The organism is Roseospira navarrensis, from assembly GCF_009601025.1.
Taxonomy (GTDB): Bacteria; Pseudomonadota; Alphaproteobacteria; order Rhodospirillales; family Rhodospirillaceae; genus Rhodospira; species Rhodospira navarrensis.
On sequence record NZ_WIVE01000001.1, the window covers coordinates 52204 to 74907 of the forward strand.

Consider the following 22704-nt stretch of genomic DNA (forward strand, 5'->3'; position numbering starts at 1 on the left):
GGAGACCACATGGCGTCGCAGGCGAAGGAACGGCGGACTCAGGACACCGGCCCGGACACCGACGAGGTGCTGACGGCCGACGTGCTGGTGATCGGGGGCGGTCTGGTGGGCGGCACCCTGGCGTGCGGGCTGGCCCAGCACGGCATTTCGGTGTTGGTGGCCGAACGCGACGACCCCGCCGGCTGGATGAGCAACGCGTATGACGGCCGCGCCTCCGCCGTCGCGCTGGGGTGCCAGAAGGTGCTCGACGCGCTCGGCATCTGGCGGCACATGGGCGAGGCCTGCCAGCCCATCGACGATATCCGCATCGCCGACAAGAACGCGCCCCTGTCCATGCACTATCACCGGCACGAGGCCGGCGACGAGCCCATGGGCTACATGGCGGAAAATCTGGTCACCCGCCGGGCCATCCAGACCCGCCTGGGTGAACTGGAGCACGCCACCCTGCTCGCGCCCGTCGAGGTGATCGGCACCACCCGCGATGCCCACGGCGTCGAGGCCACGCTGGCCGATGGCCGCCGGCTGCGCGCCCGGCTTCTGGTGGCGGCGGACGGCCGCCGCTCGCCGACGCGCGAGACCGCCGGCATCGGCACGAAGGGCTGGCGCTACAATCAGGACGCCATCGTGGTGACCGTGGAGCACGAGGCGCCGCACAACGGCACCGCCATCGAGCACTTCCTGCCCGCCGGACCGTTCGCCACCCTGCCCTTGACCGGCAACCGCTCGTCCATCGTCTGGTGCGAAACGCCGGCATGGACCAAGGACCTGATCGCCCTGCCCGACGACCGCTTCAAGGCCGAGTTCATGGCCCGCTTCGGCGACCACTTCGGCGACGTGCGGTTCGTCGGGCCGCGATTCTCGTATCCGCTGTCGCTGCAGGTGGCGGACCGCTACACCGACCACCGGCTGGTGCTGGTGGGCGATGCCGCCCACGGCATGCACCCGGTGGCGGGTCAGGGCATGAACTACGGCCTGCGCGATGTGGCCGTGCTGGTCGAGGAGTTGGTGCGCGCCCACCGCCTGGGCCTGGACGTGGGCGCGCCGGACGTGCTGCGCCGCTACGGCCAGCTTCGCCCCGTGGACAACGCCGTCATGCTGGCGGCGACCGACGGCATCGTGCGGCTGTTCTCCAACGACTGGCAGCCGCTGCGGCTGGCGCGCACGGCCGGCCTCGCCGTCGTGGACAAGATGGGGCCGCTGAAAAAGCTGTTCATGCGCCACGCCATGGGCACGGTCGGCGTCATCGGCGGCGTGCCCCGCCTGATGCAGGGCCGGGCGCTGTAGGACGGGCTCGCGCCGCCGTCCGTGTCGAATCCCTTAGGGCGTCCACACACGCCCGAAGGGGCGACGGGAACAATCGGCCCTATCCGCCCCGATGGTACGGGTGGCCGGCCAGGATCGCCCAGGCGCGGTAGATCTGCTCGGCCAGCATGGGCCGCACCAGCATGTGCGGCCACGTCATGGCGCCCAGCGACAGGCGCTGATCGGCGCGCGCCAGCACCTCGGGCGCGTGACCGTCCGCGCCGCCCACCAGGAACGCGACGGTGCGCGCGCCTTCGTCGCGCACGCGGCCCAGGTGCGCGGCCAGGTCCTCGCTCGACCAGGCCCGGCCGCGCCCGTCCAGCACGATGCAGTGGGCGCCGTCGGGCACCTGTTCGAGCAGGAGACGGCCTTCGCGGGCCATCCGCTCGGGCGGGGGCAGGGGGCGGCGCTCCTCCACCTCGCGCACGCTCAGCGACCAGCCGCGCAGGCGGGCGGCGTAGGTCTCGAACAGGGCGGCTTCGGGGCTGGTCCGGGCGCGGCCGACCGCGATCAGCAACAGGTTCACGGCGCCGTCCGGCCCCCGACCCGTTCGGTTGAACGGGCCCCCCCTGCACACCAACGGCTCACACCGGATGCCGTCCGTTTCACCTCAGGGGCTCGCGGCCATCATCAGCGGCGGCGGCGGGGCCGGCATGCCGGCGAAGGCGCCGGGGCCGGTCCGGGGCACGCCCCACATCTTTTCGAGGTTGTAGAAGGCACGCACTTCCGGTCGGAAGAGGTGCACCACCACGTCGCCGGCGTCGATCAGCACCCAGTCGCACTGGGGCACGCCCTCGACGGCGGGGCGATAGCCCAGGTCCTTCAGGGCCTCGACCACGTGATCCGCCAGGGCGCCCACATGACGCGCCGACTGCCCGGAGGCGATGACCATGGCGTCGGCGAAGTCCGTCTTGCCCGCCAGATCGATGCGGACCAGATCCTCGGCCTTGTGATCGGCGAGGCTGGTTTCGACCGTGTCAACGAGACGCGTGGCGTCCGTCTGGTCGAAGGCTGCGGTAGATATGACGTGTTCCTTTCATGAAATGCAGCGGCATCTGACGATGGCCGCCGGCAAAGGTTCGGATCCGGATCAGGGTCCGCCGGGTCCCCCCGCCGGGTCGGCGCCTGCCCGGATCGCCGAGGCCGAGGCCGCATGCCGCCGGATGGGCAGAAACACCCACGACGGTGCGGCGTCGTCCGCCAAGCCCGCGGCGGCCCGGACGGGGCGGCGATGCGCCGCGTACCGGCGGGCGGCCCGGACATTGACGGTCCCAAAAGAATATCGCGGCCGGTCGAACACCGCAACCGGAACGGTTTCCATCAGCTCCACCCAGCCGCGCCAGCGATGGAACTGGGCCAGATTGTCCGCGCCCATCAGCCACACGAACCGCACCCGGGGAAACCGGGTCTGAAGCGCGCGCACCGTGTCCAGGGTGTAGCGGGTGCCCAGGGCGGACTCGATGCCGGTGGGCACCATGCGCGGATGCCGGGCGACGGCCTCGGCGCGGGTCAGCCGCTCGTCCAGGGGCGCCATGGGCTGCCCGGTCTTCAGAGGATTGCCGGGCGAGACCAGCCACCAGACCTGATCCAGGCCCAGGCGGCGCAGCGCCTCCTGCCCGATGTGGCGGTGCCCCGCGTGCGCCGGGTTGAACGAGCCGCCCAGCAGACCGATGCGGACCCGGCGGCGGTCGCCATAGGGGGGCGGGGACAGGAAACGCGGCACGGGACGCGGCATGGCGGGGTCAGGCGCGGTCAGGCGTGGCGCGCGAAGCGCGGGATGGCGCTGGCCGGGACGAGGGCGAATCCGCGCTCCAGGACGGGGCCGAGCCATCCCGACACCGCCGCGATGGTGGCGTCGCGCGGATGGCCGATGGCGACCGCGTGGCCGTGGCGGGTGGCCTGCCGCTCCAGTTCGGCAAGCTGGCGCTCGGCGGCCGGGCGTCCCGGGTCGTGGTCGATGAACACGGCGCGCTCCAGGAACGGCACCCCGGCCGCTCCGGCCAGCCGGGGCGCGACCGAGGCGCCCGTTGTGCGGCTGTCCAGGAACAGCAGTTCGCGGCGGCGGGCCACGTCCATCACCACCCGCATGCCGGCGGCGTCGGCGGTGTAGCGCGAGCCCATGTGGTTGTTCAGGCCCACATAGCCCGTGAAGGCGGCAAGCGCTCGCTCCAGACGGCGGCGGTTCTCGGCCGCCGGCAGGTCCACCATCAGGGCGCCGGGTCCGGGGTCCACGGTCCGGCTGCCGGGCTGCATGGGCATGTGCAGCATCAGTTCGTGGCCGAAGGCCGCCCCGGCGAGGCTCTGCGCGGGCAGGTCGGGGGCGTAGGCCATGAACGACAGCGTCAGCGGGCCGGGCAGGGCGGCCACCCGGGCGGTGCGGGCGCGGTCCAGCCCCAGGTCGTCCATGACGATGGCGATCATGGGACGCTGGCCGGGGTGCGGCACATTGCGGGCATTGGCGAGCCACAGGGGCGCGCCGGGGGTAGCCGGCGCGCGCGGCGGTGGTGTTGCGGTCGCCGGGGCCGGGGCCGGGGCGGGTGCGGCCGCGGTCGGCGCCGACGGCGGCCGGTGCCCTTCCTCGGGCTTGTGCCCGGGCGTGGGCAGGGCGGCGGCCATCATCGCCGGTTCGGGATCGGGCATGGCGATGGGGTCCGGCGTCGGTGTCGGTGTCGGCGTCGGGTCCGGCTGCGGCGCCGGCTCGGGGGCGGGCGCGGCGGTCGTCGGCTTCGGCGGCGCGGTCGTGACGGCGGGGCGGACGGGCTTGGCGATGGCCGGCGCGGCCTCGGCCTCCGGCATCGGGGGCAGGCTGGCCAGCACGCTGCGGTCGGGCACCGCCACGCGCGTGGGGGTGGTCGGGGCCGCCAGCACGTCGGGCGAGGCCCCTTCGGCCATGGGCATGTCGATGCGCACGGTGTCGGCCGGCGGGACGTCGGCCACCGTGATCGTCCCCGGCGGCGGACGCCGGGGCGGCGGCGCGGGCGGACTCGCCTGGGCCAGGGGCACCGACGCGGCCGGCGGTCCGACCCGCCACAGCAGGCCCAGCCCGAGGCCCAGGGCCAGTGTCACCGAGCCGCCCAGCACGATGCGGCGGCGGGCCGGGGCGGGGTCCTTGTGGGTGCCCAACACGGCGCGGGCGCCGCTGTTGCCGGAGACGGCCCAGCGCGGCGGCTGCTCCTGCGCGGCGCGGCCGAAGCGCGCGGACGGGCGCGGCGCGGACGCCCCGCGCCCCCGGCCGGATGCCCCGGGTCCGCTGCCCTTGCCGCGTGCCGCCATACGTGCCGTCCTTTCTCGTTCTGATCGGCGATGCGCCGCACTCCGTCGGCCGCACCGCCTTTCGGCACTCTATCACCGATGCCGGCGGGACAAAATACCAGAGCGGTCATCCTCCGTGTGAAGATGACCGCTCAAGATATTGGGATGATGGCTTTTTGAGTCCAGGTCCCGCGATCAGCCGCCCATCGCCACGCCGGGGAAGGGGGCATTCAGCCACACCACGGCGGCATTCAGCGTGAAGGCGAACGTCACCCAGGCCATGTAGGGCGCCAGCAGCCACGCCGCCAGTCGGTTGCAGCGCGCGGTGATGACCACCAGCCACAGCACCGAGGCCCAGAGGAACACGTTCTCGATCAGCGACCAGTCGGGCCGCTGCAGCACGAAGAACAGGTAGCTCCAGCCGATGTTGATGGCGGCCGAGATCAGATGCACGGCCAGCAGCCACCGTTTGGCGCTGGCATGGCGCGGCCGCTGCCAGGCCAGCACGCCGGACGTGGCCGTGAACAGGTAGATCACGCTCCAGCCGATGGGAAAGGCCCAGTCCGGCGGCTTGAAGAAGGGCTGCTCCAGGGAGTCGTACCACGGCCCCAGGATCGTGAATTGATCGCCCGCGCCGCCGACCACGCCGATGATCAGCAGGGCGACGACAATGGGTTTCCACACCGGCCCCGGCTGGGGCCGATGGTGGTCTGAATCCGCTGTATCGGTTGTCATGTTGCCTTCACCAGTCCGAGCAGATGCGCCATGTCCTTGAGGAAGATGCGCACGTGTGCCATCGGGCTCGTCCGGACCAGAGCCTTGTTCATGTACGCTTCCCACGTCAGCCGCTGGACGTCGGGGTCCTCGCACATGGACACGAAGCGCTCGCGGCGCTTGTCGTTCTTGTACCAGAAATCCTGCATCACGCCGAGGATCCAGAACACCCGGCCGTGCTCCTTCATGAAGCGCTTGCGGGCGTCGGCCAGATGCACGGCCTTGCCGGTGCGCAGCATGGCGTCCACCGCCTCGCCGGCCAGCCGGCCGCCGCACAGGGCGTAATAGATGCCCTCGCCCGAGGCCGGGGCGACCACGCCGGCGGCGTCGCCGGCCACCACCACGTCCTTACCGTTGTCCCACTTCTTCATGGGCTTCAGGGGGATGGGCGCGCCCTCGTAGCGCAGGGTCTCCACCTTGTCGAGGCCGGCGCGGCGGCGCAGGTCGGCGGTCGCGGCGCGCAGGTCCACGCCCTTTTTCTCGGTGCCCATGCCGATGCTGACCGTGTCCCCATGCGGGAAGATCCAGCCGTAGAAGTCGGGCGAGATGGTGCCGTCGTAATAGACGTCGCAGCGCTCCGGGTCATAGCCGGGCACGGTGCCGGGCTCGGGCGCCTTGACGATCTCGTGATAGGCGACGACGTAGGGCCGCTCCTTGCCGCCGGGGATCTCCGACTTGGCGATGGTGGAGCGCGCGCCGTCGGCCCCGATCACCGCGCGGGCGCGCAGGCGGACGGGCTCGGCGTCCGCGCCTTCGCCCTGCGGGTGGTAGACCACCACGGCGGTGCCGTCCGGATCCCGCTCGATGCGCTGGAAGGTGCCCACCCGGCGGTCGGCGCCGGACTCGGCGGCGCGCTCGCGAAGCCAGGGGTCGAAGTCCTTGCGGTCCACCATGCCGACGTAGCCGCTCAGGATCGGCATGTCGATCATGCGGGCCGTGGGCGAGACGATGCGCGCGCCCTTCACCTTGCAGACCAGCCGCGACTCGGGGATCGCGAAGTCCTTCATGGCGCGCGGGGGAATGGCGCCGCCACACGGCTTGATGCGGCTTTCCCGGTCCAGCAGGACCACCGAGCGGCCCTTCAGCGCCAGGTCGTTGGCGGCGGTTGCGCCCGCCGGGCCGCCGCCAACCACCACAACGTCCACGGTTTCCACCACGACCAGTCCCCTTTCCCTTCACAGAGTGTTGCACGTCAAATGACTTGGTTCCGCAGGCCGCGCCCTCTCGGCGCCGCCCGGGTGTCAGGCTCCCAACTGGTTCTCCGCCACCGAGGCCAGGCCCGAGGCCGCGCGCGGCGCCTCCGCCGGGCGCGAGGTCCGCAGCGAGGTGGCCACGCCGCCGATGCGCGCGGCCAGCACGGCCGAGATCAGGAACAGCACGGCCTCGGCCAGGAACACGATGCCGTAGGCGTCGGCCTTGGCGTCCAGCACCAGATGCGAGGCGTCCGCGACCAGGGTGCCCACGAAGCTGCCGAGCGCGAACGCCACGGCCTGCGCGGCCCCCCACACGCCCATGCGGATGCCCTCGCGGTTGCTCTTGCCCGCGCCGGCGAGACCCATCATGGAACTGATGGCGGCCACGGTGAACGCGCCGGTGGTGAAGCCCATCAGGATCACGTTGGCCCGGAACGGCCACCACTCGATGAACTGGCCCGACAGCGCCAGGCCGCCAAGCGCCAGCGCCGAGGCGATGCAGCCGCCGATGGTCCACAGCTTGAGCGCGGCCGGATGGCCGCCGCCCAGGCGTTTGCGGCTGGCGAGGAAGCCGACCAGGATCATGCCGGCCAGCGCGCCGGAATGCTGCATGCCCGTCAGGCTGGTGGACTCGCCCACGGAAAACCCGAAGGCCGCGCCCGCGAAGGGCTCCAGGATCAGGTCCTGCATGTTGTAGGCGAACATGGAGACGAACACGAACACGGCGAAGCGCCGCGCCTCGCCCTCGCGCCAGACATCGGCGAGGGTCTCCAGGAACGCGGGTTTCCCGGTCGCGTCCGGCTGGGAGGCGCCTGACTCCGCCGGGGCCGGGGCCGGGGCCGGGGCGGGATCGCGGGGGCGCTCGACGCCCCAGACGGCCAGCGCGGAGACCAGGAAGGCGGCGCCGCAGACGATGGCGGTGACCAGCACCAGCCGCGCGGGGTCGTAGGTTCCGGCCTCGCCCGTGTCGAGGAACTGCCCCGCCGTGGCCGAGGCCACGATGAAGCCGACGAACATCATCAGCCAGACGATGGTGACCGCCGGGGCGCGGCGCGCCGGGGCGACCTGCTTGGCCAGCAGGGCGAGCAGGTTGGTGCCGCCCGCGCCCACGCCGATGCCGATCACGATATAGGACAGCACGGCGGCCGCGAGGCCGCCCTCCGGGTTCGTGCTCATCCAGGCGGTGGCGGCGCCGGCCCCGGTGACGCCCAGCGCCAGCAGGCCCATGCCGCCGACGATCCAGGGGGTGCGGCGACCACCCACATCCGAGCCGTGGCCCCAGCGCGGCCGCAGGAACTGCAGCACCTCGCGCAGGGCGACCAGCGCGCCCGGGATCATGGCGGCCATGGCCAGTTCGACGACCATCACCCGGTTGAAGGTGGAGGTGGTCAGCACGACCATCGCGCCCAGGGCGGCCTGCACCAGACCCAGGCGCGCGATCGCCAGCCAGCTCAATCCGGGAGTGTCGCCGGGGCGACTCATGACAGGCCGCCCGTGACCATGGGATCAAAGCGCAGCGCGAAGGCGCTGATCATCATGCCGGACACATAGAACGGCACGCCCAGGCCGCTGTACCAGCGGGCGTGCGCCACAGGGTCCTTCAGGAAACGGATCATCAGCAGGCCCTGCACCACCAGCAGACCGACCACGGCCAGCGCGTGCCAATGATGGCCCCAGCCCAGCAACAGGCCGATCACGACCACCTGCGGCACGGCCATGACCCAGCAGGCCACCTGCGCCGAACGCCGCGCGCCCAACTGCACGGGCAGGGTGCGCACGCCCAGTTGGGTGTCGCCCTCGATGGCCTTGAAGTCGTTCAGCGTCATGATGCCGTGGGCGCCGGCGCCGTACAGCGCCGCCAGCACGATGATGGACCAGTGCGGCAGTCCGCCGGCCATGATGGCCGCGCCCGTGAACCAGGGCAGGCTTTCATAGCACAGGCCGACCGCGCCGTTGCCCCACCAGCCGTTCAGCTTCAGCCGGAACGGGGGCATGGAATAGGCCCAGGCCAGCGCCAGCCCGAAGAGCGCGGCATACAGCACCCACAGCCCCAGCGCCCAGGCCAGCAGCAGCGACAGCCCGGTCATGATGAACGAGAGATACAGGCCCCAGTGCCCCGGAATGCGTCCGGAGGGGATGGGCCGATCCGGCTCGTTGATCGCGTCCACGTGGCGGTCGAACCAGTCGTTCACCACCTGACTGGTGCCGCAGACCATGGGGCCGGCCAGCAGGACGCCGCCCAGGATGACAAGCACGTGCGACAGAACGGGCTGACCCGACGACACGACGCCGCAGGTGAAGGCCCACATGGGTGCGAACCAGGTGACGGGATGCATCACCTCAAGGATCGCGGACGGCTGGATGCGTTGCATGGGCGGACAGTATGTTTGGGCCATCGTTCCGTCAATCCAAACTGACAGTGGCGACTCGGGTCCGACACCCGGTCGCGGACCGTCGCGCCGGTCGGACCGACGCGACTCGAAGGATCGCGTGCAACCGCGATCGGTTGCGCCTAATTGGAGTCATGCGGGGTCAGGTCGCCCAGATGGTAGCGCCGCAGCTTGACGTACAGGCTCTGGCGGCTGAGGCCCAGCATCTCCGCCGCCGAGGCCCGGTTGTCGCCGGTCAGCTCCAAAGCGGCCTGGATGCAGAGCTTTTCGATCATGTCGTTGGTCTCGCGGATGATCTCCTTCAGCGAGACCCGGCCGACCAGTTCCGTCAGTTGCTCCACCGAGCGGGGCGGGGTCACGGTGGCCTGGCCGGAGTCGCCGTCGCCCTCGCGCTGGGTCGCGGCCCGCAGGATGAAGCCCAGGCAGGGGCGGTCCGCATGGGGCACGGCCACGGCGGAGATCTCCACCGGCGTGCTGGTGCCCACGTCGCCGTGGACCACGGTGGTGAACTGGCGCACCGTCTCCAGTTCCCGCAGGTTGGCGATCAGGGGCATGACCTCCACCCCCTGGCGGCCGATGTAGCGGCCCAGCGGGCGGCCGCGCACCTGGCCTTCGGTGGCCACCTGCACGAAATCCAGGAAGGCGGTGTTGGCGGAGAGAATGACCCCCTCCATGTCGGTGACCACGATCCCGTCCGGCGCGCCGTCCAGCACATCCAGCAGGCGGGCGCGCGTATGGGTGACCAGGGTGCCGTCGCCGCCGCCGGTCTGGGGCGTCAGGCGGATCAGATACTGCACCGTGCGCTCGAACCGGAACAGCGCGGCGGAGACCATCACTTCCCGCTTGGCCGGGCCCAGGCGGGCGATGACGTCTTCGCCGCGTCCCATGGCGCGCACGCTGGCCAGCAGGGTTTCGATGGAATCGGCGTCTTCGGCCTCAAGACCGTGGGGGAACACGCGTCCGACCAGGGACTTGTTGCTGTCCGCCAGCAGGGTGTGGGCGGTGGGGTTGGCCTCGATGATGCGGCGCGAGGCCGAGTCCACGAACAGCACCGCCTCGGACGACAGCTTGAACAGCAGCCGGTAGCGGGTTTCCAGGTGGCGCAGGCGGTTGTAATCCCGCTCGACGGTCTGCTGGGCGATCAGCAGGCGCTGTTGCATGGCCGCGACCGAGCGCATGTCGCGCCCGATGGCCACGATCCGGGAGCCGGACGAGGAATCCGGCCGGGTTTCTGGGTGATGGGCCGGAGCCGGCCGGGACCGGGCAGCCAGCCGGACCACGGTATAAAGGACGGGAATGTCGGCGCCGTCCGGCACCGCATAGGCGATCTGGCGCCAGGGCGAGGGCAGGTCGGCCAGGGCATCGCCGATCAGCGCCTCGACCTTGGGGCGACTGTCCTCGCTGACGGTGTCCGCCCAGGGACGGCCCATCCAGGCGGCGGCACCCTCCGCCAGGAAATCGGCCTTGCCGACGGCGACGTCCCGAATGACGCCGTCGTCGTCCAGGATCAGCGCGACATCCGCCGAGGCCGCGATGACGCGGGCCGCAAGGTCGGCATCCAGGTCTCCCAAAGAGGCATGTGGCGCGCTGAACTGGTGCACAAATCCCCTCGCCCATGCGGGAGCCCCAGACGGACCCGCATGCTCAGTCTTGCTCCAGCGCGTCGGCGAGCAGATCCTCCGCCCGTTCCAACGCCGTCAGAGCGGTTTCAGCCACGGCATCGGCGCCCGTCTTCGCGAGCGTCTCTGGATCGCGGCAGGGGGGCCCGACCAGCAGGACCCGCAGGCACGGGTTGAGAGACCCCCGCCGCAACTCGTCGATCAGGCCCGTCAGCCCCGCCAGTTGGCAGGGCCGACAGACCCACAGGCCGATCACCGGGTATGTGTCCTCCGCCACCAGCCGGAGCAGGGCGGCGCGGGACTCGGCAATCAGCGCATCGGAGACATCCCAGCCGGCCCGGTGGAACATGGCCGAGACCAGCGAGATGCCGAAGGTGTGCCGCTCGGCGGGAACCGCCGCCAGCAGCACGCGATGACCGACCCCGTGGATCGCCTCGTCCTGGCCGAGGTCGCGCTCCATCTCGTGGAGGATCCACTGCAGGCGGCTGAGCGCCACCGTCAGGTCGGAGAAGTCATAGGCGTCGTTGGACCAGAACGCCTCGATCCGGGCCGCCGCCGGTTCCAGCAGATCGGCGCACAGAGCCTCGAACGAGACGCCGCGCTCCTCCATCTCGCGCACCAGGGCCAGCGCCCGGGTGTTCTCGCCCCGCAGAATGTGGCGGACGAACAGGTCCACCGTGGACTCCATGCCCGCCCGCACCTCCCGGCGCGGCGGTTCCCCCGACACGCCGCCGGTCAGCGGGGCGCCCTCCGCCGGCCCATGCCGATAGGCACTGACCAGGCGAGGGATGACGTCCCCTTCGATGACGCTCGCCAAGGTGCGACCCTCCCGAGCTTGCAGCGACACGGACGCGGCTTCAGTCGCGGAGTCCCGGTGCGGCGCCCCATCGGGCGTGCGCGGTCCCCACCCGCGCTGCGCCGTCGTCTCCGCCCCATCGGACCGATGGAGAGGGGCCGTCGGCGCCCACAGATCATCCGACTGCTGCCACGGCCGCGGCCGGGCCAATCCCCGAGACTCCAGGCCGGCGGCGAGATCCGCGGTCCAGAGTCCCATATTCACGTTGCGGCGCCCGATACCCGTCATGGCGCACCCCTCCCTTGGCCTTGCCCCGTCCACATGACCTCGAACACCACCACGTCATCCCGCTTGTCGCGGTTTACACACCAAAGCGGCGATTCATGAAAAACCATGGATCGCACAGACACGGTGCTGGCGGGGTGGTTTCGGGTCTCCCGGCTAGAGGCATCACTTGACCAAGAAACAGGCGCGCGCGCAACTGAAACGGCGCCGCACGCCACATTACCTCATCGCACGGGGTCCGATTTGTCAATAGCAATTGACGTCTTGTTTGGTTGACACGTTGGGCCGGTCCTCATAGAGTCACCGAGGATGGAACGAAAGGAGACGGGGTTGATCCCGCCGGCCGGGAGGGCAAATGGCGGCGATCTCCGGGGACTTCGCTCACGGCCCCCGCCCCCCAGAATCGATTACGTCTGTAAGGCGCGCCATCGCAGGACGCGGTCCGCCAGTCGGCCGCCTGTCCGCGTCGGAGGCTCTCACTTGGGAGAGGGTTGAGACCACCATGATCAAATCGTTCACCATCGACCGCCTGATCGCCGCCGTGGACCGCTGTCCGTTCTCGGCCCACGCCGGCCGGATCGTGGCCAACAGCGAGAGCTTCCACATCGACGAGCCGCGCTCGGCCAAGCCGCTGTACACGGCCGAGGAGCGCCGCCGCCGCGACGAATCGCCCTGGACCCTGGTGCAGGGCATTCTGGCGCCGACCCAGTTTGCGGTGTTCCTGCTCAGCCTTTACCTGGTGCTGGACTATCTGGCCACCGGCGACGGCTATGCCTGGGCCACCGGGTCCATCGTGGCCAAGACCGTCGTCCTCTATATCATCATGATTACGGGGGCGATCTGGGAAAAGGACGTGTTCGGCCGCTATCTGTTCGCGCCGGCGTTCTATTGGGAAGATGTGTTCAGCATGCTGGTGCTGGCGCTGCATACGGCCTACCTGGTGGCGCTGTTCCTGAACCTGCTGCCGCCGCAGGGCTTGATGGTCCTCGCCCTGGCCGCTTACGCCACGTATGTCATCAATGCCGGACAGTTCGTGCTGAAGCTGCGCGCTGCGCGGCTGCAGCAAAACGCCGCCGCCGCCGCCGCGCCTGCTCACGGCGCCAGCGTGGCGGGCGCCGTGAAATGACGTCAAACGCCGCCCATGCCACCCTCGCCTGTCCGGCGCCGGACGACTCCGGGGTCGGTCGGGCGGACCTCCCGGTCATTCGGGAACAGGGGCAACGTGAGGTGTTCTGTGGCCTCACCGGCATCATCTGGCTGCACCGCAAGATCCAGGACGCCTTTTTCCTGATTGTCGGCTCGCGGACCTGCGCGCACCTGATGCAGTCCGCGGCCGGGGTCATGATCTTCGCCGAGCCGCGTTTCGCCACCGCCATCCTGGAGGAGCGCGACCTGGCCGGTCTGGCCGACGCCAACGACGAGCTGGACCGCGAGGTGGCTCGCCTGCTGGCGCGGCGTCCGGACATCAAGCTGCTGTTCCTGGTCGGCTCCTGCCCGTCCGAGGTCATCAAGCTGGACCTGTCGCGCGCCGCCGAGCGGCTGTCGCGGGCCCACGCCGGGCGCACCCGGGTGCTGAGCTACTCCGGCAGCGGCCTGGACACCACCTTTACCCAGGGCGAGGACGCGGCCCTGGCCGCCCTGGTGCCGGAGATGCCGGCGACCGCCGCCGCCGACGGAGCCACCGCCGCCGCGACCGACTCCGCCACCGATCTGCTGGTGGTGGGCGCCCTCGCGGACGTGGTGGAGGACCAGTTCGGCCGCCTGTTCGAGTCCCTGGGCATTCCGCGCGTCGGCTTCCTGCCGGCCCGTCATGCCGGCGATCTGCCGGCGGTCGGCCCCGGCACCCGCCTGCTGCTGGCCCAGCCCTTCCTCGGCGAGACCGCCCGCCTGCTGGAGCAGCGCGGCGCGAAGCGCCTGTCGGCGCCGTTCCCGCTGGGCGAGGAGGGCACGACGCTGTGGCTGAAGGCCGCCGCCGACGCCTTCGGGGTGCCGGCCGACCGCTTCGAGTCCGTGACCGAGGCGCCGCGCGCCCGCGCCCGCGCCGCCCTGGCCCGCCACCGCGACCGGCTGGATGGCCGCCGCATCTTCTTCTTCCCCGACTCGCAACTGGAACCGGCGCTGGCGCGGGTGCTGTCCCGCGAGCTGGGCATGGTCCCGGTCGAGGTCGCCACGCCCTACCTGCATCGGGGCCTGATGGCCGCCGAACTGGCGTTGTTGCCGCCGGAGACCCGTCTGGTCGAGGGCCAGGACGTGGACTCCCAGATCGACCGCTGCCGGGCGGCCCGGCCGGACCTGACGGTCTGCGGTCTGGGGCTCGCCAACCCGCTGGAGGCCGAGGGGCTCACCACCAAGTGGGCCATCGAGCTGGTGTTCACGCCCATCCAGGGCTATGAGCAGGCCGGGGATCTCGCCGAACTGTTCGCCCGGCCGCTGACGCGCGCCGGGTTGCTGAAGGTCTGACGTCATGCGTCTGTCCGTGTGGACATACGAAGGTCCGCCCCATGTGGGCGCCATCCGCGTCGCCACCGCGATGCGCGGCGTGCATTACGTTCTGCACGCGCCCCAGGGCGACACCTATGCGGATCTGCTGTTCACCATGATCGAGCGCCGGCCGACCCGGCCGGCCGTCACCTACACCACCTTCCAGGCGCGCGATCTGGGCCGCGACACGGCCGAACTGCTGAAGGACGCCGCGACGGCCGCGTACGAGCGCTTTCGGCCGCAGGCGCTGCTGGTGGGGGCCTCCTGCACCGCCGAACTGCTGCAGGACGACCCGGGCGGCCTCGCCAAGACGCTGGGCCTGCCGGTGCCGGTGGTGCCGCTGGACCTGCCGTCCTACCAGCGCAAGGAGACCTGGGGCGCCTCCGAGACGTTCTACCATCTGGCCCGCGCCATGGCCGGCCCGCACGCCCCGGCGCCGGGGACGGAGCGGCCCGCCCGCCCGACGGACCGGGCGCCCACATGCAACATCCTGGGCCCCGTCGCGCTGGGCTTCCGCAACCGCGACGACCTGCGCGAGATCCGCGGCCTGCTGGAGAGCATGGGGATCACGGTCACCATCACCGCCCCCATGGACGCCAGCCCCGCCGATCTGGCCCGCCTGGGCGAGGCCGACTTCAACGTCGTGCTCTATCCCGAGATCGCGGATACGACGGCGCGCTGGCTGGAAAAGGCCTTCCGCCAGCCCCGCACCAGCACCGTGCCCATCGGCGTGGGCGCGACCCGCGACTTTGTGCGCGAGGTGGCGGATCTGGCCGGGATCGACCCCGCCGCGACGCTGGAGGCGCTGGCGCCCCGGCTGCCGTGGTACTCGCGCTCGGTGGACAGCACCTATCTGACCGGCAAGCGGGTGTTCGTGTACGGCGACGCCACCCACGTCCAGGCCGCCGCCCGCGTGGCGGCCGAGGAAATGGGCTTCGAGGTGGTCGGCCTGGGCACCTATGTGCGCGAGTTCGCGCGCGACATCCGCGCCGCCGCCAAGACCTACGGCATCGAGCCCCTGATCTCCGACGACTATCTGGAGGTCGAGGAGGCCATTGCCGATCTGCGCCCCGATCTGGTGCTGGGCACGCAGATGGAGCGCCACATCGCCAAGCGCCTGGGCGTGCCCTGCGCCGTCATTTCGGCCCCCGTGCACGTGCAGGACTTTCCGGCCCGCTACGCCCCGCAAATGGGCGTGGAAGGGGCCAACGTTCTGTTCGACACCTGGGTTCACCCCCTCATGATGGGCCTGGAAGAGCACCTTCTGGGCATGTTCCGCGAGGATTTCGAGTTCCACGCGGACGCCGGTCCCTCCCACCTGGCGTCCGCATCCTCCGGCCGGCGCGCGCCGGCTCTCGTCTCCGACTCCATCCCGGCGACCGGCCCCGAGGCCGGGGCGTCGTCTCCATCCTCCGCGTCTTCGTCTTCGTCTTCGTCTCCCTCCATCCCCGACCCCGGCGCCGGCTCTCCTCCCGCGGCCGCCGCCGGACCCGACTCGTCCGGCACCCCGGCCCAGGCCGGGGGCGGCGCTCCCGTCTGGACCGCCGATGCCGAACGCGAGCTGCACAAGATCCCGTTCTTCGTTCGGGGCAAGGCGCGCCGCAATACGGAGCGGTACGCCACCGAACGGGGTGTCCCCACGATCACCATCGAGACCTTGTACGATGCCAAAGCACATTTCAGCCGGTGAGGACACGCCCATCCGGGTCGTGATCGTGACCCTGGACGGTCATCTGTCCGGGGCGACGGAGCGGGCCGCGCGCGAACTGCGCAAGGACCTGCCCGGCCTGCATCTCAGCCTCCACGCCGCCTCCGAATGGGGCGACGACACCGACGCGCTGGGCCGTTGCCTGCATGACATCGAGCACGGCAACATCATCATCGTCACGATGCTGTTCATGGAGGACCACATCCAGGCGGTCCTGCCGGCCCTGCAGGCGCGCCGCGAGCACTGCGACGCCATGGTCGGCGCCATGTGCGGCGGCGAGGTCGTGAAGCTCACCAAGCTCGGCCCGTTCAGCATGGATGCCAAGCAGGGCGGCGTGATGGCGCTGCTGAAGAAGCTGCGCGGCAACATGAAGAAGAAGGACGACAAGGCCGCCGATTCCGGCGCCGGCCAGATGGCCATGCTGCGCCGAATCCCGCAGATCCTGCGGTTCATCCCGGGCAAGGCGCAGGACCTGCGCGCGTACTTCCTGACCCTGCAGTACTGGCTGGCGGGCTCGGAAGAAAACGTGGCCAACATGGTCCGCTTCCTGGTGGACCGCTATGCCGACGGCGAGCGCCGCGTGCTGCGCGGCCAGACCAAGGTGGAAGCCCCGGCCGAGTATCCCGAAGTCGGCCTCTACCATCCCCGCATGCCCGGCCGCATCGGCGAGGACGCCCACGCCCTGCCCATGCCCGACGGCGCGGTCAGGGGCACGGTCGGCGTGCTGGTCATGCGCTCCTACATCCTGGCCGGCAACAGCGCGCACTATGACGCCGTGATCGGCGCCCTGGAGGCGCGCGGCCTGCGGGTGATCCCGGCGTTCTCCAGCGGTCTGGACGCGCGGCCGGCCATCGAAACGTATTTCATGAAGGGCGAGCGCCCGATCATCGACGCCATGCTGTCGCTGACCGGCTTTTCGCTGGTGGGCGGCCCGGCCTACAACGACGCCCGCGCCGCCGAGGACCTGCTGGCCAAGCTGGACCTGCCCTACCTGAACGCCCACGCCGTCGAGTTCCAGTCGCTGGAGCAGTGGCGCGGGTCGGACCGGGGCCTGCTGCCGGTCGAGTCCACCATGATGGTGGCCATCCCCGAACTGGACGGCGCCACCTCGCCGCTGCTGTTCGGGGGCCGCACCGACGATGCCGAGGGCGAGGCCGCCCGCGACATGTTCCCCGAGACGGAGCGCGTCGAGGCCCTGGCCGCCCGCGTCGCCCGCATCATCGCCCTGCGTCGGGCGGAGCGGGCCGAACGCCGCGTGGCCCTCGTCTTGTTCAACTTCCCGCCCAACTCGGGCGCGGTGGGCACGGCGGCCTTCCTGTCGGTGTTCGAGTCCCTGCACAACACGCTGAAGGCCATGGCGGCGGCGGGCTACACGGTCGAGGTGCCGGAGACGGTCCAGGACCTGCGCGACCGCCTGATCCATGGCAACGCGTCCCAGTACGGCGCCCAGGCGAACGTGTTGACCCGGATCACCGTGGATGACCACGTGAAGGGTCAGCGCTGGCTGAGCGAGATCGAGGCCCAGTGGGGCCCCGCTCCGGGTCGCCAGCAGGCGGACGGCCAGAGCATCCACGTGCTGGGTGTCCAACTCGGCAATGTGGTGGTCGCGGTGCAGCCGGCGTTCGGCTACGAGGGCGATCCGATGCGCCTTCTGTTCGAGAAGGGCTTCACGCCGACCCACGCCTTCGCCGCCTTCTACCGCTGGATCAGCGCCACCTTCGGCGCACACGCGGTGGTGCACTTCGGCACCCACGGCGCGCTGGAGTTCATGCCCGGCAAGCAGACCGGCCTGTCCGGCAAGTGCTGGCCGGAGCGGCTGATCGGCGATCTGCCGAACATCTACCTCTATGCCGGCAACAACCCGTCCGAAGGGGCGATCGCCAAGCGGCGCTCGTCGGCGACCCTGGTCAGCTACATGACCCCGCCGATCTCCCAGGCCGGGCTGTACAAGGGCCTGGGCGAGTTGAAGGGCTCGGTGGAGCGCTGGCGCGCCCTGGCCCCGGACGACGCGGCCGAGCGCGCCCGGCTGATCCCGCTGATCCAGACCCAGGCCGCCGAGCTTGAGTTGGCCGAGGCCGAGCCGGCGTGGCAGGACGAGATGGACGATGCCGCGCTGGACGCCCGCTTGGACAAGCTGCGCGTGTCCCTGCAGGAGCTTGAGGAGACCCTCATTCCGCACGGCCTGCACGTCATCGGCCGTGCGCCGACCGCCGAGGAGCGGGTGGACCTGCTGCTGGCCCTGGCCGAGGCCACCCGCGACGTGGCCCTGGAGCGGGTCGCGGTGGAACGGCTGGTGGAGACCGGCAACGCCAAGGAGGCCCTGACCCGCGCCCGCTATGCCGCCGGCATCGTGGACGAGGAGGCGGCGGCCAAGGTCGGCCTGGACATCGAGTTGTTCGAGGAACTGGCCCGCATCGACGGCCTGCTGTGCACCGACGCCGAGATCCCGGCGCTGCTGCATGCGCTCGACGGCGGCTTCATCCGCCCGGCCCCGGGCGGCGACCTGCTGCGCACGCCGGCCGTGCTGCCCACGGGCCGCAACCTGCATGGCTTCGACCCGTTCCGCCTGCCGTCGGCGTTCGCCGTCCGGGATGGCGCGATGCAGGCCAAGCTGGTGCTCGACCGCCATGTAGCCGAGGGCAACCCGCTGCCCGAGACCATCGCCATCGTGCTGTGGGGCACCGACAACCTGAAGACCGAGGGCGGCCCCATCGGCCAGGCCCTGGCGCTGATGGGCGCGCGCCCGCGCTTCGACGGCTACGGCCGTCTGTGCGGGGCGGAACTGATCCCGCTGGAGGAGCTGGGCCGGCCGCGCGTGGATGTCATCATGACGCTGTCGGGCATCTTCCGCGACCTGCTGCCGTTGCAGACCCGCCTGCTGGCCGAGGCCGCCTATCTGGCCGCCACGGCGGAGGGCGAGCACACGGACATGAACTTCATCCGCAAGCACGCGCTGGGCTACATGGCCACCCACGGCTGCGACATGGAGACCGCCGCGCTGCGCGTGTTCTCCAACGCCGACGGCGCCTACGGGTCCAACGTCAACATGCTGGTGGACTCCGGCGGCTGGGCCGAGGAGGATGAACTCGCCGAGACCTACACCCGCCGCAAGTGCTTCGCCTATGGCCGGTCGGGCGCGCCCACGCAGCGCGCCGAGCAGTTGGGCGAGATCCTGTCGGGTGTCGATCTGGCCTACCAGAACCTGGAATCCATGGAACTGGGTGTGACCACGGTGGACCACTACTTCGACACCCTGGGCGGCATCAGCCGGGCGGTGACTCGGGCGCGTGGCGGCGAATCCGTGCCGGTCTACATCGGCGACCAGACCATGGGCGAGGGCAAGGTCCGCACCCTGGCGGAGCAGGTCGCGCTGGAGACCCGCACCCGCATGCTGAACCCCAAGTGGTACGAGGGCATGCTGGAGCACGGCTACGAGGGCGTGCGCCAGATCGAGGCCGCCATCACCAACACGCTCGGCTGGTCGGCGACCACCGGGCAGGTGGCCCCCTGGGTGTACGATCAGTTGACCGAGACGTTCATGCTCGACGAGGAGATGCGCAAGCGCCTCGCCGAACTGAACCCGATGGCGTCCGCGCGGGTGGCCAACCGCCTGCTGGAAGCCCACGAGCGCAATTACTGGAGCCCCGACGAGTCCGTGCTCGAAACCCTGCGCAATGCGGGCGAAGAGCTGGAGGACCGGCTGGAGGGTGTGTCGGAGGGCGTCGCGGCCTGAGCGCCGCCCTGGCCAGCTTTGAGAGGGAGAAAGCTCTGTGCTTGATACGATGAACCCGAAATCTGCCGGCGGCGGGGGCTCCGGCTCCGGCCGTCTGGACGGTGAAGGCAGTGTGCAGGTTCACATGGACCCGTCGCTTCACATCGACGGGGCGAAGGTGTTTGCGGTCTACGGCAAGGGCGGCATCGGCAAGAGCACGACGTCGTCCAACCTGTCGGTGGCGTTCGCCAAACTGGGCAAGCGCGTGCTGCAGATTGGCTGCGACCCGAAGCACGATTCCACGTTCACGCTGACCAAGAGCCTGATCCCCACCGTCATCGACGTGCTGGAGGAGGTGAACTTCCACACCGAGGAGCTGCGGCCCGAGGACTTCGTGTTCGAAGGCACCGAGGGCGTCCTGTGCGTCGAGGCCGGCGGCCCGCCCGCCGGCACCGGATGCGGCGGCTATGTGGTCGGTCAGACGGTCAAGCTGCTCAAGGAACACCACCTGCTGGAAGACACCGATGTCGTGCTGTTCGACGTGCTGGGCGATGTGGTGTGCGGCGGCTTCGCCGCCCCGCTGCAGCACGCCGACCAGGCGGTCATCGTCACGGCCAACGACTTCGACTCCATCTTCGCCATGAACCGCATCATCGCGGCCATCCAGGCGAAGACGAAGAACTACAACGTGCGGGTGGGCGGCTGCATCGCCAACCGCAGCGCCGATACGGACCAGATCGACAAGTTCAACGCCGAGACCGGCATGCGCACGCTGGCCCACGTCCCGCTGCTGGACGACCTGCGCCGCAGCCGCCTCAAGAAATGCACCCTGTTCGAGATGGACCCGTCGCCCGAGGTGGAGCGGGTCCAGAACGAATATCTCAAACTCGCCGCCACCCTGTATGCGGGGGTCGAACCGCTGGACGCCCACGCCATGAAGGACCGCGAGTTGTTTGACCTGTTGGGGTACGACTGATGGCCACGGGGTCGTATCAGGAACGGCGCGGCGAGATCGAAACCTACTTCGACCGCACCGCCGTGGAGGCCTGGAAGCGCCTCACCTCGGATGCGCCCGTCGGGCGCGTGCGGGCCACCGTGCGCGCGGGCCGCGACACCATGCGCGGCATCCTGCTGTCCTGGCTGCCGGCGGACCTGACCGGCAAGCGGGTGCTGGACGCGGGCTGCGGCACCGGCGCCCTGGCCGTCGAGGCCGCCCGGCGCGGCGCGCACGTCACCGCCATCGACCTGTCGCCCACCCTGGTGGACCTGGCGCGCGAGCGCCTGCCCGCCGACCTGGGGCCGGGCTCTGTGGACTTCCGCTCCGGGGACATGCTCGATCCGGCGCTGGGCACCTTTGACCACGTGGTCTCGATGGACTCCGTGATCCACTACGAGATGCCCGACGCCATCGCCGTGCTGGAAGGGCTGGCCGCGCGCACCACCGGGTCGATCGTCGTGACCTATGCGCCGCGCACGCCGCTGCTGGCGATGATGCACGCCACCGGCAAGCTGTTCCCGCGCGGTGACCGCTCGCCGGCCATCGTGCCGCACGGCCAGCGCAAGTTCACCAAACGGCTCAACACGGCGTTGGGGCCGCAGGGCTGGACCACCGGCCGGACCGAGCGCGTGACCCGCGGGTTCTACATTTCTCAGGCCCTGGAACTGACCAAACGATGACCAAGCGCGATCACCAGACAGCCGGCCGGGGGGGCGCGGCGCCGGAGGAGGGGCGGGCCGATGCGGCCAACGCCGCTCCCGACGCGCCGCCCACGTCCCTGACCGAGCTGCTGATGCGGATCGCGCCGAAGTATCTGCCCTTCGCCGATGCCGCCACCGCCGAGCTGCCGCTCAAGCGGCTGCTGCGGCTGGCGCTGTTCCAGATCTCGGTCGGCATGGCCATGGTGCTGCTGACCGGCACGCTGAACCGCGTGATGATCGTGGAAATGAACGTGCCGGCGTGGATCGTCGCGGTCATGATCTCGCTGCCGGTGCTGTTCGCGCCGTTCCGGGTGCTGGTCGGCTATCGGTCGGACAACCACCGTTCGGTTCTGGGCTGGCGGCGCGTGCCCTACATCTGGTTCGGCTCGCTGATGCAGTTCATGGGCCTCGCGTTCATGCCGTTCGCGCTCATGCTGCTGGCCAAGGGCGGGGCCGACCCGTCCATCGCCGGCCAGGTGGGCGCCGCCCTGGCGTTCCTGCTCGTGGGCGCCGGCCTGCACACCACCCAGACCGCCGGTCTGGCGCTGGCCAACGATCTGGCGCCGGAAGAGTCGCGGCCGCGCGTGGTCGCGCTGCTCTACGTCATGCTGCTGGTCGGCATGGTCATCAGCGCGCTGCTGTTCGGCTGGCTGCTGGCCGACTTCAGCAACGAACGGCTGATCCGGGTCATCCAGGGCGCGGCCGTCGTGACGATGGTTCTCAACAGCATCGCCCTGTGGAAACAGGAGCCGCGCAACAAGGCCCTGACCGCCATGGACCGGGAGCGCCCGACGCTCCGCGCGTCCTGGCAGGCGTTCGCGGAAGGCGGGCGATACAGCCGCCTTCTCGTGGTCGTGGGCCTGGGCACCGCCGCGTTCACCATGCAGGACGTCCTGCTGGAGCCGTACGGCGGTGAAGTTCTTGGTCTGTCGGTGTCGGCGACGACGCTGCTGACCGCCATGCTGGCCGGGGGCACCCTGGTCGGCTTCGCCCTGTCCGCGCGGTGGCTGTCGCGCGGGCTGGATCCGTGCCGCATGGCGGCAATCGGCCTGCTGGTCGGGCTGGTCGCCTTCCCGTGCGTCATCTTCGCCTCGCCCCTGGAGTCCGCGCTGCTGTTCCGCATCGGCGCGACCCTCATCGGGCTGGGCGGGGGTCTGTTTGTCGTGGGAACCCTCACCGCCGCCATGGACTTGGCTGACTCGGCCCATGGCGGGCTCGCCCTGGGAGCCTGGGGCGCGGTGCAGGCCACCGCGACGGGCATCGCCGTTGCCGCCGGCGGTGCCTTGCGCGACACCGTCGCGACGCTGTCCGAACAGGGCCTGTTGGGTGAGGCCCTGCAAGGACCCAGCATCGGGTACGGCTTCGTGTATCACCTCGAGATCGGATTGCTGTTCACGACCCTGGCCGTGATCGGTCCGCTCGTTCGCCTGAAGAGGGAGAGTCGGTCGCGGCCCGACTCACGGTTCGGATTGTCCGAATTCCCTGGATAGTGCT

18 protein-coding genes are annotated in these 22704 nt (G+C 70.6%); 8 read left to right on the forward strand and 10 right to left on the reverse strand.

Features of this window, described 5'->3' with window-relative positions:
• The first annotated feature begins 9 nt into the window (after positions 1 to 9).
• Positions 10 to 1284: a UbiH/UbiF/VisC/COQ6 family ubiquinone biosynthesis hydroxylase gene (locus tag GHC57_RS00260; RefSeq protein WP_211369084.1), complete on the forward strand. Its 1275-nt coding sequence runs from the start codon at positions 10 to 12 to the stop codon at positions 1282 to 1284.
• A gap of 79 nt (positions 1285 to 1363) precedes the next feature.
• On the opposite strand, the gene rlmH is transcribed toward GHC57_RS00260, so the two are convergent.
• The 10 genes from rlmH to GHC57_RS00310 all read right to left on the reverse strand — a co-directional run bounded on the left by rlmH (position 1364) and on the right by GHC57_RS00310 (position 11347).
• Positions 1364 to 1828, reverse strand: a complete 465-nt coding sequence (gene rlmH, locus GHC57_RS00265) for a 23S rRNA (pseudouridine(1915)-N(3))-methyltransferase RlmH (protein WP_170294586.1) — start codon at positions 1826 to 1828, stop codon at positions 1364 to 1366.
• 84 nt (positions 1829 to 1912) lie between these two features.
• Positions 1913 to 2326 (reverse strand): ribosome silencing factor, encoded by a 414-nt coding sequence (rsfS, locus tag GHC57_RS00270; RefSeq protein WP_170294602.1) that lies wholly within the window; start codon positions 2324 to 2326, stop codon positions 1913 to 1915.
• A 66-nt stretch (positions 2327 to 2392) separates the two neighbouring features.
• A complete protein-coding gene (locus GHC57_RS00275; protein ID WP_153339937.1) occupies positions 2393 to 3037 on the reverse strand; it encodes a nicotinate-nucleotide adenylyltransferase in 645 nt (214 codons plus the stop codon).
• Between the two features lie 17 nt (positions 3038 to 3054).
• Complete coding sequence (locus tag GHC57_RS00280; RefSeq protein WP_153339938.1) at positions 3055 to 4575, reverse strand: divergent polysaccharide deacetylase family protein; 1521 nt, start codon at positions 4573 to 4575, stop codon at positions 3055 to 3057.
• 174 nt (positions 4576 to 4749) lie between these two features.
• Positions 4750 to 5289 (reverse strand): TspO/MBR family protein, encoded by a 540-nt coding sequence (locus GHC57_RS00285; protein ID WP_153339940.1) that lies wholly within the window; start codon positions 5287 to 5289, stop codon positions 4750 to 4752.
• Positions 5286 to 6485: a geranylgeranyl diphosphate reductase gene (locus tag GHC57_RS00290; RefSeq protein WP_343031059.1), complete on the reverse strand. Its 1200-nt coding sequence runs from the start codon at positions 6483 to 6485 to the stop codon at positions 5286 to 5288. Before GHC57_RS00290 ends, GHC57_RS00285 begins: the two co-directional genes overlap by 4 nt.
• 84 nt (positions 6486 to 6569) lie before the next feature.
• Positions 6570 to 8003 (reverse strand): BCD family MFS transporter, encoded by a 1434-nt coding sequence (locus GHC57_RS00295; protein ID WP_153339944.1) that lies wholly within the window; start codon positions 8001 to 8003, stop codon positions 6570 to 6572.
• Positions 8000 to 8917 carry a chlorophyll synthase ChlG gene (gene chlG, locus GHC57_RS00300; RefSeq protein WP_246152029.1) on the reverse strand — a complete coding sequence of 306 codons (918 nt, stop codon included), beginning with the start codon at positions 8915 to 8917 and terminating at the stop codon, positions 8000 to 8002. Before chlG ends, GHC57_RS00295 begins: the two co-directional genes overlap by 4 nt.
• Positions 8918 to 9033: 116 nt before the next feature.
• Entirely contained in the window at positions 9034 to 10512 is a 1479-nt protein-coding gene (gene ppsR, locus GHC57_RS00305) for a transcriptional regulator PpsR (RefSeq protein ID WP_170294587.1), read from the reverse strand.
• Between the two features lie 43 nt (positions 10513 to 10555).
• Entirely contained in the window at positions 10556 to 11347 is a 792-nt protein-coding gene (locus GHC57_RS00310) for a cobalamin B12-binding domain-containing protein (protein WP_170294588.1), read from the reverse strand.
• 766 nt (positions 11348 to 12113) lie between these two features.
• Here GHC57_RS00310 and bchF point away from each other — a divergent pair.
• Genes bchF through GHC57_RS00345 form a run of 7 tightly spaced genes read left to right on the forward strand, consistent with a single transcriptional unit; the run spans position 12114 to position 22700 of the window.
• The gene (bchF, locus tag GHC57_RS00315) at positions 12114 to 12737 is read left to right on the forward strand and encodes a 2-vinyl bacteriochlorophyllide hydratase (RefSeq protein WP_153339948.1); all 624 of its coding nucleotides are present in this window, start codon (positions 12114 to 12116) and stop codon (positions 12735 to 12737) included.
• On the forward strand, positions 12734 to 14071 hold the full coding sequence (locus GHC57_RS00320) for a ferredoxin:protochlorophyllide reductase (ATP-dependent) subunit N (RefSeq protein WP_153339951.1): 1338 nt from the start codon (positions 12734 to 12736) through the stop codon (positions 14069 to 14071). The genes bchF and GHC57_RS00320 overlap by 4 nt, the downstream gene beginning before the upstream one ends.
• A 4-nt stretch (positions 14072 to 14075) precedes the next feature.
• The gene (gene bchB / locus GHC57_RS00325; RefSeq protein ID WP_153339953.1) at positions 14076 to 15782 is read left to right on the forward strand and encodes a ferredoxin:protochlorophyllide reductase (ATP-dependent) subunit B; all 1707 of its coding nucleotides are present in this window, start codon (positions 14076 to 14078) and stop codon (positions 15780 to 15782) included.
• Positions 15757 to 19533: a magnesium chelatase subunit H gene (locus tag GHC57_RS00330; RefSeq protein ID WP_153339955.1), complete on the forward strand. Its 3777-nt coding sequence runs from the start codon at positions 15757 to 15759 to the stop codon at positions 19531 to 19533. Before bchB ends, GHC57_RS00330 begins: the two co-directional genes overlap by 26 nt.
• Positions 19534 to 19582: 49 nt before the next feature.
• Positions 19583 to 20488: a ferredoxin:protochlorophyllide reductase (ATP-dependent) iron-sulfur ATP-binding protein gene (bchL, locus tag GHC57_RS00335; RefSeq protein ID WP_153340278.1), complete on the forward strand. Its 906-nt coding sequence runs from the start codon at positions 19583 to 19585 to the stop codon at positions 20486 to 20488.
• A complete protein-coding gene (bchM, locus tag GHC57_RS00340) occupies positions 20488 to 21189 on the forward strand; it encodes a magnesium protoporphyrin IX methyltransferase (RefSeq protein WP_153339957.1) in 702 nt (233 codons plus the stop codon). Before bchL ends, bchM begins: the two co-directional genes overlap by 1 nt.
• Positions 21186 to 22700 carry a BCD family MFS transporter gene (locus tag GHC57_RS00345; protein WP_343031060.1) on the forward strand — a complete coding sequence of 505 codons (1515 nt, stop codon included), beginning with the start codon at positions 21186 to 21188 and terminating at the stop codon, positions 22698 to 22700. Before bchM ends, GHC57_RS00345 begins: the two co-directional genes overlap by 4 nt.
• Positions 22701 to 22704: the final 4 nt, after the last annotated feature.

Excerpts from the sequence above, each read along its gene's own strand:
- GHC57_RS00260 (WP_211369084.1), top strand. The coding sequence starts at position 10 with ATGGCGTCGCAGGCGAAGGAACGGCGGACTCAGGACACCGGCCCGGAC.
- GHC57_RS00275 (WP_153339937.1), bottom strand. The coding sequence starts at position 3,037 with ATGCCGCGTCCCGTGCCGCGTTTCCTGTCCCCGCCCCCCTATGGCGAC.
- GHC57_RS00280 (WP_153339938.1), bottom strand. The coding sequence starts at position 4,575 with ATGGCGGCACGCGGCAAGGGCAGCGGACCCGGGGCATCCGGCCGGGGG.
- GHC57_RS00285 (WP_153339940.1), bottom strand. The coding sequence starts at position 5,289 with ATGACAACCGATACAGCGGATTCAGACCACCATCGGCCCCAGCCGGGG.
- GHC57_RS00295 (WP_153339944.1), bottom strand. The coding sequence starts at position 8,003 with ATGAGTCGCCCCGGCGACACTCCCGGATTGAGCTGGCTGGCGATCGCG.
- chlG (WP_246152029.1), bottom strand. The coding sequence starts at position 8,917 with ATGGCCCAAACATACTGTCCGCCCATGCAACGCATCCAGCCGTCCGCG.
- bchF (WP_153339948.1), top strand. The coding sequence starts at position 12,114 with ATGATCAAATCGTTCACCATCGACCGCCTGATCGCCGCCGTGGACCGC.
- GHC57_RS00320 (WP_153339951.1), top strand. The coding sequence starts at position 12,734 with ATGACGTCAAACGCCGCCCATGCCACCCTCGCCTGTCCGGCGCCGGAC.
- bchB (WP_153339953.1), top strand. The coding sequence starts at position 14,076 with ATGCGTCTGTCCGTGTGGACATACGAAGGTCCGCCCCATGTGGGCGCC.
- GHC57_RS00330 (WP_153339955.1), top strand. The coding sequence starts at position 15,757 with ATGCCAAAGCACATTTCAGCCGGTGAGGACACGCCCATCCGGGTCGTG.
- bchL (WP_153340278.1), top strand. The coding sequence starts at position 19,583 with ATGAACCCGAAATCTGCCGGCGGCGGGGGCTCCGGCTCCGGCCGTCTG.
- bchM (WP_153339957.1), top strand. The coding sequence starts at position 20,488 with ATGGCCACGGGGTCGTATCAGGAACGGCGCGGCGAGATCGAAACCTAC.
- GHC57_RS00345 (WP_343031060.1), top strand. The coding sequence starts at position 21,186 with ATGACCAAGCGCGATCACCAGACAGCCGGCCGGGGGGGCGCGGCGCCG.